This is a genomic window from Mesorhizobium sp. B2-3-6, from assembly GCF_006442305.1.
Taxonomy (GTDB): Bacteria; Pseudomonadota; Alphaproteobacteria; order Rhizobiales; family Rhizobiaceae; genus Mesorhizobium.
The window spans coordinates 179,104-191,409 of sequence record NZ_VFVW01000007.1 but is presented as its reverse complement, the minus strand read 5'-3'; the positions used below and the strand labels follow the sequence as shown (position 1 = coordinate 191,409).

General features: G+C 63.3%; 11 protein-coding genes. 4 read left to right on the top strand and 7 right to left on the bottom strand.

The annotated features are described in order from the left end of the window. From FJ953_RS21050 to FJ953_RS21040, 3 genes are read left to right on the top strand one after another with little or no spacing between them, the layout of a single operon-like run. The gene (locus FJ953_RS21050) at positions 1-1,818 is read left to right on the top strand and encodes an ABC-F family ATP-binding cassette domain-containing protein (RefSeq protein ID WP_140624984.1); all 1,818 of its coding nucleotides are present in this window, start codon (positions 1-3) and stop codon (positions 1,816-1,818) included. A 57-nt stretch (positions 1,819-1,875) separates the two neighbouring features. Continuing rightward, complete coding sequence (locus FJ953_RS21045) at positions 1,876-2,118, top strand: type II toxin-antitoxin system CcdA family antitoxin (RefSeq protein WP_140566882.1); 243 nt, start codon at positions 1,876-1,878, stop codon at positions 2,116-2,118. Further along, positions 2,118-2,417 carry a CcdB family protein gene (locus FJ953_RS21040; protein WP_140566879.1) on the top strand — a complete coding sequence of 100 codons (300 nt, stop codon included), beginning with the start codon at positions 2,118-2,120 and terminating at the stop codon, positions 2,415-2,417. The genes FJ953_RS21045 and FJ953_RS21040 overlap by 1 nt, the downstream gene beginning before the upstream one ends. A 17-nt stretch (positions 2,418-2,434) precedes the next feature. Here the strand turns inward: FJ953_RS21040 and FJ953_RS21035 are convergent, their stop codons facing one another. Together FJ953_RS21035 and FJ953_RS21030 are read right to left on the bottom strand one after the other, a co-directional pair. Continuing rightward, a complete protein-coding gene (locus FJ953_RS21035) occupies positions 2,435-4,120 on the bottom strand; it encodes a hypothetical protein (protein WP_140624983.1) in 1,686 nt (561 codons plus the stop codon). Between the two features lie 74 nt (positions 4,121-4,194). Continuing rightward, entirely contained in the window at positions 4,195-5,493 is a 1,299-nt protein-coding gene (locus tag FJ953_RS21030; RefSeq protein ID WP_140493285.1) for an adenylosuccinate synthase, read from the bottom strand. A gap of 214 nt (positions 5,494-5,707) precedes the next feature. Between FJ953_RS21030 and FJ953_RS21025 the strand changes: the two genes are divergently transcribed. Then, the gene (locus FJ953_RS21025; protein ID WP_140554926.1) at positions 5,708-6,610 is read left to right on the top strand and encodes a DMT family transporter; all 903 of its coding nucleotides are present in this window, start codon (positions 5,708-5,710) and stop codon (positions 6,608-6,610) included. Positions 6,611-6,674: 64 nt separating this feature from the next. Here the strand turns inward: FJ953_RS21025 and FJ953_RS21020 are convergent, their stop codons facing one another. The 5 genes from FJ953_RS21020 to FJ953_RS21000 all read right to left on the bottom strand — a co-directional run bounded on the left by FJ953_RS21020 (position 6,675) and on the right by FJ953_RS21000 (position 12,138). Beyond that, the gene (locus FJ953_RS21020) at positions 6,675-7,040 is read right to left on the bottom strand and encodes a cytochrome c (RefSeq protein ID WP_224618070.1); all 366 of its coding nucleotides are present in this window, start codon (positions 7,038-7,040) and stop codon (positions 6,675-6,677) included. A 182-nt stretch (positions 7,041-7,222) separates the two neighbouring features. After that, a complete protein-coding gene (serA, locus tag FJ953_RS21015) occupies positions 7,223-8,821 on the bottom strand; it encodes a phosphoglycerate dehydrogenase (protein WP_140560797.1) in 1,599 nt (532 codons plus the stop codon). A gap of 156 nt (positions 8,822-8,977) precedes the next feature. Next, entirely contained in the window at positions 8,978-10,153 is a 1,176-nt protein-coding gene (locus FJ953_RS21010) for a phosphoserine transaminase (RefSeq protein ID WP_140624982.1), read from the bottom strand. A 202-nt stretch (positions 10,154-10,355) separates the two neighbouring features. After that, positions 10,356-11,120 carry an outer membrane protein gene (locus tag FJ953_RS21005; protein WP_140493272.1) on the bottom strand — a complete coding sequence of 255 codons (765 nt, stop codon included), beginning with the start codon at positions 11,118-11,120 and terminating at the stop codon, positions 10,356-10,358. Between the two features lie 184 nt (positions 11,121-11,304). Next, positions 11,305-12,138: an outer membrane protein gene (locus FJ953_RS21000; RefSeq protein ID WP_140624981.1), complete on the bottom strand. Its 834-nt coding sequence runs from the start codon at positions 12,136-12,138 to the stop codon at positions 11,305-11,307. Positions 12,139-12,306 lie beyond the last annotated feature (168 nt).

Below are 12,306 nucleotides of genomic sequence, written 5' to 3'. Positions count from 1 at the left end.
ATGGCGCCGCCTCTTCTCAATCTCGACGGAATAAAACTGACCTTCGGCGGCACGCCCCTGCTCGACGGCGCCGACTTGGCTGCGTCGGCCGGCGACAAGATCGCGCTGGTCGGCCGCAACGGGTCCGGCAAGTCGACGCTGCTCAAGATCGCCGCCGGCCTGATCGAGCCGCAGGACGGCGAGGTGTTCCGCCAGCCATCGGCGACCGTCCGCTATCTGCCGCAAATGCCCGACATGGACGGCTTCGCAACCGTGCGCGCCTATGTCGAGGCCGGCCTCGGTCCCGCCGACGATCCTTATCGCGCCAGCTACCTGATGGAGCACCTCGGCCTCTCGGGCGAGGAGCAGCCGGGCGACCTCTCCGGCGGCGAGGCCAGGCGCGCCGCCCTTGCCCGCGTCATGGCGCCCGAGCCTGATATCCTGCTGCTCGATGAGCCGACCAACCACCTCGATCTCTCGGTGATCGAATGGCTGGAAGAGGAACTCGTCCGCACCTCCTCGGCCCTCATCGTCATCTCGCACGACCGCCGTTTCCTTGAGCGCGTCTCGCGCGCCACCGTGTGGCTCGACCGGGGCCAGACGCGCCGGCTGGATAAGGGCTTCGGCCATTTCGAGGAATGGCGCGACCAGGTGCTTGAGGAAGAAGAGCGCGAACAGCACAAGCTCGGCCGCCAGATCGTGCGCGAGGAACACTGGCTGCGTTATGGCGTGACGGCGCGGCGCAAGCGCAACATGCGCCGCCTGGGCGAATTGCAGACCATGCGCCAGCGTTTTCGCGGCCATCGCGGCGCCGAAGGCACCGCGACCATGGTGGCCAGCGACGCCGCCGAATCCGGCAAGCTGGTGATCGAGGCCAGGAACATCGAGAAGAGCTTTGGCGACCTCACCGTGGTCAAGGGGTTCTCGACCCGCATCCAACGCGGCGACCGCGTCGGCCTCGTCGGGCCGAACGGCGCCGGCAAGACGACGCTTCTGAAGATGCTGACCGGAGAATTGCAGCCGGATGCCGGTTCGGTGCGGCTCGGCACCAATCTGGAGATCGCCACGCTCGACCAGAAGCGCGAGGCGGTCGATCCGCAGGAGACGCTGGCTCAGTATCTCACCGACGGGCGCGGCGAGAACCTTGTCATCAATGGCGAGCAGCGCCACGTCGTCTCCTACATGAAGGACTTCCTGTTCAAGCCGGAGCAGGCACGCACGCCGGTGCGCGAGCTGTCGGGCGGCGAGCGGGCACGGCTGATCCTTGCGCGCGTGCTGGCCCGGCCGGCGAACTTGCTGGTGCTCGATGAGCCGACCAACGATCTCGACATGGAAACGCTGGAGTTGCTGCAGGAACTGGTCGCCGGTTTTGCCGGTACGGTCATCCTGGTCAGCCACGACCGCGATTTCCTCGACCGCACCGTGACCAGCGTGATCGCGCCGGGAGGCGGCGGCCGCTGGGTCGAATATGCCGGCGGCTATTCCGACATGCTGGCGCAGCGCGGCGGCACCAGGCTCGACGACCGCAAGGCGCGGGCGAAGGCGGATGCAAGCGAGGCGCCGACGGCGAAGGCGGACAGCCCCACCGCCAAAGCCCCGGCAAAAAAACTCTCGTTCAAGCAGAAATTCGCGCTGGAATCGCTGCCCAAGAAGATCGAGGCGGTGACAGCCTCGATCTCGCGGCTGGAGAACAACATCGCCGATCCGGCCTATTACGAGCGCGATCCGGCCTCGTTCCAGAAGACCATCGCCGCCCTCGACAAGGAGCGCGCGACGCTGGCGGCACTGGAGGAAGAGTGGCTCGAACTGGAGATGTTGCGCGAGGAAATGGAGGGGTGAGCATTGCATGCGCTACGTTATGCGTCTATATTATGCGCATAAAATAGGGCTCTCTCCGTGCTTCAATCGACGCCAAAGCCTCAGCGAAAGTCGGTCAACACATCCATTGACGCTCAGCTGATCAACGACGCCAAGGCGTTGGGCATCAATCTCTCCCGCGCCGCCGAGGCAGGTATCGCGAAGGCCATCGCGGTGGAAAAAACGCGTCGGTGGCAAGAAGAGAACAAGGAAGCGATCGAAAGCTCGAACGCTTATGTCGAGCGTAACGGGTTGCCATTGGCCAAACGCCGGCTGTTTTGATGGCACGCTACGATCTTTATCGGAATAGCGACGGCAACGGTTATCTTCTCGATGTCCAGTCCGACCTTCTTGAGCGGCTGAGCACGAGAGTGGTCATTCCACTGATGCCGCCTGATATAGCCCCGGTTCCTGGCCGCCGACTGAACCCGACCTTCCCTATAGATGGCAAGGATCATGTAATGGTCACCCAGTTCATGTCGGCCTTGACGGCCTCCGAATTGCTGGATGCCGAGGGGAATCTCTCCAGGCATCACGACGACATCGTCGCCGCAATCGACATGCTGTTCCAAGGTTTCTGACCGAAGTCGACTTTATCTCAGCCCGCCGTCTTCGCCTGCCAAGCCTTGATCGCCTCGTCGAACACCTTCTCGCCGGGAATGCCTTTTTCCATCGTCAGCAACGCTCGTCGTCCGGTCTTGTAGACGACCGGCACGTCGATCCAGTCCTGTCCCCGAAGCAAGGTCAGATTGGCGTCCTCGTCGGCCTTGGTATCGTTGAGCGCGACGAGGAAGAAGCCGTCGGCGATCTTGGCCGGAATGCCGATCAGCGGGCTGCCGGCATCCTGCTCGGAACTCTTCATGGCCACGCGCAGGATGTTGTCGACGCCGCCGCCTTCGAAACCGTCGGGCGTCAGGAAGATCATCTCGATGATGTGGCTGGCCGGCAGCGTCTGGTCAGTGTTGCGGCGGATGGTCATGCGCAACTGGATGTCCTTGCCGGGAATGGTCGCCTCGGCGCGGATCGCCGGCTCAGGCGGCCGGTCGCCGCCGGGCGATTCCTGCACCAGCGACCAGACGATGTTGCCCGGCTCGGCCGAACCCTGCGCGGTGCTGGTGCGCTCCTCATAGAAGATCGCCTTCTGGCCGACCGGCAGAGAGGTTTGCGTCGGCGCACCGGCAGGCGAGGGCGGCGTGGCGGCGTTGTCAGCCGGCGCCGCGGGTGCGGTCCCATTGGCGGGTGGCGCCGCCGGCGCAGCGCCCGGTGCAGGGGGCGTGGTCCCGGCGGGCGCGCCTGCGGCCGGCGTGCCTCCTGCCGGAGCCGACAAAGCCGGGGCGGTCGTGGCTGAAGGCGGCGTCGTCAGCGCCGCGACGGACTCGCCCTCGCCCACACCGCTCTGTCCGCCGGCCGGGCCAGGATCGACCTCGCTTCCTTGCGGTGTCAGTCTTTGAGTGAACTTCGGTGTCCCTTCGGGCTCGGCACCGCTAGCCGAAGGTGCCGGGGGCGTTGCCGCCGCATCGCTCGCCGGCTTGGCGGGTGTCGATTTGACCGGCTCGGTCGTCGCGACCTTGCTGCCGCCGCCCAGACCCAGCATCTTGCCGAAGGCATCCTTGTTCAGCCAGATGCCATAGCCGCCGCCGGCAATGACCAGCAACGCAACGGCAGCGGCAATCAGCCCGCCATAGCTGCGCTTGCGTTCAGCCGGACGCAAGCGCTGGAAAGTGTCGGCGGCCGCAGCCTCTTCGTCGCTCGCAAAGACATCGGCATGCTCGTCGTCCTGACCCACATCCATGCCAGGCTGAGCCCTGTCGTCGAACTCCGGGGCCGGCTGCACCGGTACGGGCTTTTGCCAGTTCGGCTCGACCTCGGCGACGGGCGATGCAGGCCTGGAGATGTCGGGCTCCGGAGCGAGGGGCGGCGGCTTGTAGGGTTCAGCCTTCGAGGCAGGCGCTGCCGGCCAGGCCGGCTCCGCCTTTACCGGCTGTTTGGTATGGTTCGACTGGTTCTTGTTGCGATCGATGGAGGAAAATATGTGCTCCAGTTCGGCAAGCGGATCGGTCTCCGGCACGCTTTTGGCATATTCGCGCTCGAGCCTCGATATGGCGTCTTCCAGGCCGCGCTTCTGCCTTTCAGCTTCCGACGGCGAAAGCGGCGGCTCGCGCTCGGCAATCTTCTTTGCAATCGTCGAGCGCGCTTTGTCGTAGACTTTGGCCCGCAGCTCCGGCGTAGGATCGCCAAAATTGTTTATCGTATCCCTCAGAGCAGAAACGAAATCTTTCGCCATGCGTCAGTCGACCTGTATTGTGCTCCGGGCCGGCCTCCGCAAATCAGCCGCAACGCCCGGAAAGGCTTGAGAAACTAGTCTTGAAACGGATCGGTCACAAGTATCGTGTCGTCCCGTTCCGGGCTGGTGGAGAGGAGCGCGACCGGCGCGCCGATCAACTCCTCGATATGGCGGACATATTTGACGGCCTGGGCCGGAAGGTCGTTCCAGCTGCGCGCGCCGGCGGTGGTGCCTTTCCACCCCTCCAGCGTCTCGTAGATTGGCTCGACGCGGGCCTGCGCGCCCTGGCTGGCCGGTAGATAGTCGATCGTCTCGCCGTCGAGGCGGTAGCCGGTACAGACCTTGATCTCGTCCAGCCCGTCGAGCACATCGAGCTTGGTCAGGGCGATGCCCTTGATGCCGTTGACGGCGACGGCCTGGCGCACCAGCACCGCGTCGAACCAGCCGCAGCGGCGCTTGCGGCCGGTGACGACGCCGAATTCATGGCCGCGCGTGCCGAGGAATTCACCGATCTCGTTCTGCTGCTCGGTCGGGAACGGACCTTCGCCTACGCGCGTCGTATAGGCCTTGGTGATGCCAAGCACATAGCCGATGGCGCCCGGGCCCACGCCGGCACCGGCTGCCGCCTGGCCGGCGACGGTGTTGGACGAGGTGACAAACGGATAGGTGCCATGATCGATGTCGAGCAGCGTGCCTTGCGCGCCCTCGAACAGGATGCGCTCGCCGGCCCGGCGCTTGTCGTCGAGCACCTTCCAGACCCGGTCCATGTAGGGCAGGATTTCGCCGGCGACCGAGGTCAGCTCTTGCATGACCGCGTCATGCGTGGCTTCGGCATGGCCAAGGCCGCGACGCAGTGCATTGTGATGCGTCAACAGCCTGTCGACCTTCAAGGGTAGTGTTTCCAAATCCGCCAGATCCATCACCCGCACCGCGCGCCGGCCCACCTTGTCCTCATAGGCGGGGCCGATACCGCGGCGGGTCGTGCCAATCTTGGTCCCGGAATTTGAGGCGGCGTCCTCGCGGAAGCCGTCCAGTTCCCGGTGCAGGGACAGGATAAGCGCTGTGTTTTCGGCTATTTTCAGGCGCTCCGGCGTTACCTCGACGCCCTGCCCCTTGAGCTTCGCCACTTCGGCGACGAATGCGTGCGGATCGAAGACGACGCCATTGCCGATGATGGACAGCTTGCCCTGCCGCACGACGCCCGACGGCAACAGCGACAGCTTGTAGACCTTGCCGTCGACGACCAGCGTGTGGCCGGCATTGTGGCCGCCCTGGAAACGCACCACGACATCGGCGCGCTCCGACAGCCAGTCGACGATCTTGCCCTTGCCTTCGTCACCCCATTGCGAGCCGACGACCACCACATTGGCCATGTTTCTTTTCCTTCGAGGCGCCGCCGCGCGGCTTGGATACGGTTCGAAACGACAGGCCTCTATAACGTCAAGAGCAGGCCGATGCGACCTTTCTTTGCCGCCGAAAATGGGCTGAGGCACAACAATTTTCAGCTTTGACATCATTTACTTGTCCAGGCGGGGGCAATAGGCCGGCAGGCACGCCCCATTCACCTCCTCCCCGCTGCGACCCGCCATGCACCGAAGCGCCTACATGTTCCTGCTGCTCACCACCTTGCTGTGGGGCGGCAACTCGGTGGCCGGCAAGCTGGCGGTCCATCACGTCTCACCGATGACGCTGGTCTTCCTGCGCTGGGTGCTGGCGGTAGCGATCCTGCTGCCGATCGGCTGGAATGCGCTGAAAAGAGATTGGCCCGTCGTGCGCAGGCACTGGTTCGTGCTCGCCGCACTTGGCGCCAGCGGCTTCACCTTGTTCAACACGATCTTCTATACGGCGCTCAATTACACGACCGCGATCAACGTTTCGATCGAGCAGGCGGCAATGCCTATCCTGATCATCGTAGCCAATTTCATCTTCTTCCGCCTGCGCGTGAACTGGGCGCAGATCGCCGGCGTGGTGCTGACGATCTTCGGCGTCATCCTGACCGCCTGCCACGGCGATCCGCGCCGGCTGCTGACATTGGAGCTCAATTTCGGCGACGCCATCATGCTGGTCGCGGTCATTCTCTACAGCGGCTATTCGGTCGGATTGCGGCTGAAGCCGGCCATGCAATGGCAGAGCCTGATGCTGGCCATGTCGCTCGCCGCGCTCGTCACCTCGCTGCCGTTCTTCCTATGGGAAATCGCGGCCGGCAAGGTCATCGTTCCCGACGCACGCGGCTGGGCGGTGATCGTCTATACTGCGATCGGCGCCTCGGTCGTCTCGCAGATATTCTACATCAGGGGCAATGAGCTGATCGGCGCCAACCGGGCCGGCCTGTTCATCAACCTGGTGCCGATCTTCGGCACCCTGCTATCGGTGCTGATCGTCGGCGAGACATTCCAGCTCTACCAGGCGTTGGCGCTCGTCCTTGTGCTGGGCGGCATCGCGCTTGCCGAATATAGCGGCCGCAAGGCAGCCATGCCGAGGCGCCAGTAAACTCGCTTCGCGCCCCGATCGTCAGCTTCAAGGAGAGCGTCGGCTCGCCCGGCAATTCGCAGGACTACTGCAATTCCTTGCGCACCGCCGCCACGTCGTCGGACGAGACTGCCGGGGCGGCGTTGCCCCAGCTGCCGCGCACGTAAGTGAAGACGTCGGCGATCTCCTGATCCTTCAGGCGCCCCGCCAGCGAGGGCATCGCCGGCGTCGTCGGCGCGCGGGCCGTATGCACGGCCTGGCTTCCCGCCAGAACGGCCCGGGCAAGCGTTTCGGTGCTGGCCTGTGCTACGATCGAATTGCCGGCGAGCGGCGGGAAAAGAGCCCCGGCGCCGGCGCCGTCTCCACCATGGCAGGCCGAGCAATTATCATGGTAGATCGCCTCGCCAGCGGCCATGCGGGTTTCGTCGGGCTTGGGCGCCTGGGAAACCATGCGCTGCTTTGCACGCTGCGAAAATGATCAGGCATCGGGGCAGCTAAGGTCAGCAGCAGACGCCCCGCTATCGCGAAGGCAAGTATCCTCAGACGGACGATCAAGACCATCTAGGCTTGCCGGAAAACACTCGATGCGCGGAGCATCGCGATCGTGCAGTTGCAGCCTGTGCGGGAAGAGCCCTACACGCTGCCGACGTCGAACTGTAGCCGCTTGGCCGAATCGATCGATTTGTGCGCCCGCACCTGCTCCAGCACTTTTTCCGGGAACGGTGCGTCGAGATAGAGCAGCGCGATGGCATCGCCCCCTGGCCGGTTGCGGCCGAGCTGGAAGTTGGCGATGTTGACGCCGTTCTCGCCGCACACCGTGCCGAGCAGGCCGATAATGCCCGGCGCGTCGGCATTGGTCGTATAGAGCATGTGCTGGCCGACCTCGGCATCGAGATTGATGCCCTTGATCTGGATGAAGCGCGGCTTGCCGTCGGAAAAACAGGTGCCGGCGATCGAGCGCGTCATATGCTCGGTCTTGACCGTCAGCTTGATATAGCCGTCGAACACGCCCGATTTGTCGCGCTTGACCTCGGCGACGATGATGCCGCGCTCCTTCACCATGATCGGCGCCGACACCATGTTGACGTCGGCTACCTGCGGCCTGATCAGCCCGGCAAGGGCCGCGCTGATCAGCGCGCGCGTATTCATCGTCGCGGTCGAGCCGTCGAACAGGATTTCCACCTCCTTGATCGGGTCCTCGGTGACCTGGCCGACAAAGGCGCCAAGCACTTCGGCGAGCTTGACGAAGGGTTTGAGCCGCGGCGCTTCCTCCGCGGTGATCGACGGCATGTTGATGGCGTTGGAGACGGCGCCCTTGATCAGGTAGTCGGCCATCTGTTCGGCGACCTGCAGCGCGACGTTCTCTTGCGCCTCCGCCGTCGAGGCACCGAGATGGGGGGTGGCCACCACATTCTCCATGCCGAACAATGCGTTCTGTTCGGCCGGCTCGGCCTCGAACACGTCGATGCCGGCGCCGGCCACTTTGCCGCTCTTCAGCGCCGCCACCAGGTCGGCTTCGACGACCAGCCCGCCACGGGCGCAGTTGATGATGCGCACGCCGTCCTTCATTTTGGCGATCGCGGCGGCATCGATGATGTTGCGCGTCTTGTCGGTCAACGGCGTGTGCAGCGTGATGAAGTCCGCGCGGGCGAAGAGCTCGTCCAGTTCAACCTTGTCGACGCCGAGTTCCTCGGCGCGTTTGTCCGACAGGAACGGATCGAAGGCGACGACATGCATCTTCAGGCCGACGCCGCGCGTGGCGACGATCGAGCCGATATTGCCGCAGCCGATGACGCCGAGCGTCTTGCCGGTGATCTCGACGCCCATGAAGCGGTTCTTTTCCCATTTGCCTGCATGCGTCGAGGCGTTGGCTTCCGGGATCTGGCGGGCGAGCGCGAAGATCATCGCTACCGCATGCTCGGCTGTCGTGATCGAATTGCCGAACGGCGTGTTCATCACGATAATGCCCTTGCGGCTGGCCGCCGGTATGTCGACATTGTCGACGCCGATACCGGCCCGGCCGACGACCTTGAGCCTGGTGGCGGCATGGATCAGCTTCTCGGTAACCTTGGTCGCCGAGCGGATGGCGAGGCCGTCATACTGGTCAATCACTTCAAGCAGCTTCTCCTTGTCCTTGCCGAGATCTGGAAGATAGTCGACCTCGACGCCGCGATCCCTAAAGATCTGAACAGCGGTGGTGGAAAGTTTATCCGAGACGAGAACGCGAGGCATGGGATTGGTCCTTGTTGCTTACCCCACCCGCCTTCGCTTCGCTCAGGCACCTTCTCCACGGGGGAGAAGGTCGGGCGCCAATCTTTCTCCTCTTGTGGGAGAAGGTGGCCGCGAAGCGGCCGGATGAGGGCTGTTCCAGAAAATAACTGTTGAGTTTCAGGCCGCCGCTTTCAGCGACGCCTTCTGGCCGGCGAAGGCCCAGTCGAGCCAGGGCAGCAGAGCTTCGAGATCGGAGGTCTCGACCGTTGCGCCGCACCAGATGCGCAGGCCAGGCGGCGCGTCGCGATAGGAACCGATGTCATAGGCGACACCTTCCTTGTCGAGCGCTGAAACCAGACCCTTGGCGAAGGCCGCCTGTGCGTCGGCGTCGAGTGCAGCGACTTGTCCGTCGGTGAAGGACAGGCAGACGGACGTGTTCGACCGCGTCGCCGGCTCTACGGCGAGATGGCCAAGCCAGGAGGATTTCGCGACGAAACGGTCGAGCACGGCCGCGTTGGCGTCGGCCCTGGCGACCAGCGCATCGAGGCCGCCGATCGATTTCGCCCAGCTGAGCGCGTCGAGATAGTCCTCGACGCACAGCATCGACGGCGTGTTGATGGTTTCGCCCTTGAAGATGCCTTCGATCAATTTGCCGCCCGAGGTCAGGCGGAAGATCTTCGGCAGCGGCCATGCAGGCTTATAGCTCTCCAGCCGCTCGACGGCGCGGGGCGACAGGATCAGCATGCCATGCGCGCCTTCGCCGCCCAGCACCTTCTGCCAGGAGAAGGTCACGACATCGAGTTTCTCGAAGTCGAGCTTCTGCGCGAAGGCGGCCGATGTCGCGTCGCAGATGGTCAGACCCTTGCGATCGGCCGGGATGAAATCGCCGTTCGGCACGCGCACGCCCGAGGTCGTGCCGTTCCAGGTGAAGACCACGTCGCGGTCGAAATCGATCTTGCCGAGATCCGGCAGTTCGCCGTAACCGGCCTCGAGCTTGCGCACATCGGCAAGCTTCAACTGCTTGACCACGTCGGTGATCCAGCCGGAGCCGAAACTCTCCCAGGCGACCATGTCGACGCCGCGCGCGCCCAGCAGCGACCAAAGCGCCATCTCGACGGCGCCTGTGTCGGACGCCGGCACGATGCCGATGCGGTAGTCGGCAGGAACCTGGAGAATTTCGCGCGTCAGCGCGATCGCCTGTTCGAGCTTGGTCTTGCCGATCTTGGCGCGATGGGAACGGCCGAGCGCGGCAGCTTTCAGCGCCTCGACCGACCAGCCGGGACGTTTCGCGCAGGGACCTGAGGAAAAATTGGGGTTTGCCGGACGGAATCCGGGCTTCGTATGCGTCGTCATCGTGGTCTATCCTTCCAGATAGTGGCCCCTCGTTGGGGAGGGGTGGCCCACGGACGGCGATATGCGCTCGGGCTTCGGGCGTCAAGGGGAAAGTTTTTGTCGCGGGCAGGATACTGGCGATCCGCGATCAGGATCTCGTGAGCTTCAAACGCAAACGGCGGACCGAAGAGATCCGCCGCCAGGGTTCATGTATGTCAGCCTACTACCAGAGATCGTAGCGTAGCCCGAGCTTAACCTGATGATTGCTGATTCCCTTGTGGACCGGAAACGAGGTCAGGCTCTCGGCCGTCACATATTCAGCGTCGGGCGCCGAGAAATACTGATAGCCGAGATCGACGGAAACATTCTTCGACACCTGATAGGCAAGGCCGGCATTCAGCGTGTAAGCGAAGGAATACTTGGTCTTGTCGTCACTCAGGCCGAAGTCGTCGGTTGGATCGCCATTGTCGGTGAAATAGCTCGCCGAGAGCTTGTGCGTGCTCCTGACGATGCCGATGCCGGCGCCGAGATAGGGTGTTATGCCGACATAGGTACCAAGGTCGACATAGCCGTTGAGCATGCCTGAAAAGGCATAGTTCTTCAGGGACGCCGACGCTAGGGTCGCCTCTGCCGCGGTCGCTGAATCGTCATAGCCAATGCCGATCTTGTTGCCGGGAAGGTAACCCAGATTGAGATCGGCACGCAGATAATCGTTGAAGTGGTAGCCGAAGCCGATGCTGGCGAAGACCGGGTCTTCCTCGTTGTCGAAGCTCGCCGGCGTGAAGGCGAAATCCTCATTCTTGAAGCTCTTCTCTACCAGGTAGGAGACATCGCCGCGCAGATACCAGCCCGAGCCGACCTCGACCGGCACGTAGTCGGGCGCCTGGTCGACATAGACCGGGGGATCATAGTCGGCGGCCAGCGCAGGCGTCAGCGGCATGATGGCGAATGTGGCAAGCACCGGCGCCATACGCGATGTGAGTTTCATGATCCCCTGCTCCCGATTTCGGCGCCACCAGACGGCAGCCATCGTTTCAGGAAGCATTGTTAACCATAGTGGTTAAGTCGGGGTTAAGGCTAACAGAGCGTTAGCGAATGATTTTCGGGCAGCCAGACAAGCGAAAACCGCCCGGCTGATGCCGGGCGGTTTCGGACCGTTGGATGGTCGGATGTTACTTGGTGTAGATCGGCTCGGGTTCGGGCTGATAGGCCACCGTCGGCGCGACGCAACCGTTGTTGCCGCCGAACTGGTACCGCAGGCCGCCGCGCACCTCATGCGTGTCGATGCCGCGGTCGAAGCCCGGCCCGGCGCTGCTGATATCCCACTCGAACATGCGGCCACCCTGGATGTGGCTGTAGCGATAGCCCGCGTCCAGGATCAGCTTGTCGGTCAGGCAGTAGGAAGCGCCGGCCATGAGCGCGTAGGCAAAGCGCCAGCTTTTCGCACCGGGGTTGAACTCGGTGGTGTTCGGGTCCCTGACATCGTCCCATCTGACATGCGCGCCGCCGATGCCGGCGCCGACATAGGGCGTGATGCCGTGATAGGTGCCGAGATCGACATAGGCGTTGGCCAGCAGCAGCAAGGCGCTCATTTTCGACACTTCGGTCGACGTCGAGAAAGCGTCCGAGGTTCCGCCGTCGAAGTTCGACTTGAACCAGTAATCGGCGGTCAAATCCGTACGAAAATGATCGTTGATCTTGTAGCCGACGCCGGCGCCGAGCGAGAAGCCGCCCTTGAGCTTGCCGAAATCGAAGCTCCTGTCGCCGGGAATGACGTTACAATTACAGGGATCGATGGTGTAGGTCGTGTAATCGATGCCGCGCACTTTCGACTTGTGGTAGTCGAGATCGCCGCGAATGTACCAGCCGCCGACATCGACTGGCTGCTCGTATACCGGCGGCGGCGCCTCTTCGACCACCGGCTCCGGAAGGTCGGCCGCGAACACCGGCCATGCCAGGCCCGCGAACAGCGCGGCGAACAGGGCCTTTCTTGCTGTATTGAACATGCTTGTCACCCCTAGAAACCCTCGGAACAGCGGTCGCGTCCGAATGAGATTGGCTTTCAGGCGTGGATAATGAATTGCAAAGGTTAAAAGGCATTTAACCCTGTCTATTAACCACGAATCTCGAGCATTTGAGGAATTCGGATGGTTCCACGTGTCTCGAGCCAGTTT

Excerpts from the sequence above, each read along its gene's own strand:
- FJ953_RS21000 (WP_140624981.1), bottom strand. The coding sequence starts at position 12,138 with ATGTTCAATACAGCAAGAAAGGCCCTGTTCGCCGCGCTGTTCGCGGGC.
- FJ953_RS21030 (WP_140493285.1), bottom strand. The coding sequence starts at position 5,493 with ATGGCCAATGTGGTGGTCGTCGGCTCGCAATGGGGTGACGAAGGCAAG.
- FJ953_RS21020 (WP_224618070.1), bottom strand. The coding sequence starts at position 7,040 with ATGGTTTCCCAGGCGCCCAAGCCCGACGAAACCCGCATGGCCGCTGGC.
- FJ953_RS21050 (WP_140624984.1), top strand. The coding sequence starts at position 1 with ATGGCGCCGCCTCTTCTCAATCTCGACGGAATAAAACTGACCTTCGGC.
- FJ953_RS21005 (WP_140493272.1), bottom strand. The coding sequence starts at position 11,120 with ATGAAACTCACATCGCGTATGGCGCCGGTGCTTGCCACATTCGCCATC.
- FJ953_RS21010 (WP_140624982.1), bottom strand. The coding sequence starts at position 10,153 with ATGACGACGCATACGAAGCCCGGATTCCGTCCGGCAAACCCCAATTTT.
- FJ953_RS21025 (WP_140554926.1), top strand. The coding sequence starts at position 5,708 with ATGCACCGAAGCGCCTACATGTTCCTGCTGCTCACCACCTTGCTGTGG.
- FJ953_RS21040 (WP_140566879.1), top strand. The coding sequence starts at position 2,118 with ATGGCACGCTACGATCTTTATCGGAATAGCGACGGCAACGGTTATCTT.
- FJ953_RS21035 (WP_140624983.1), bottom strand. The coding sequence starts at position 4,120 with ATGGCGAAAGATTTCGTTTCTGCTCTGAGGGATACGATAAACAATTTT.
- serA (WP_140560797.1), bottom strand. The coding sequence starts at position 8,821 with ATGCCTCGCGTTCTCGTCTCGGATAAACTTTCCACCACCGCTGTTCAG.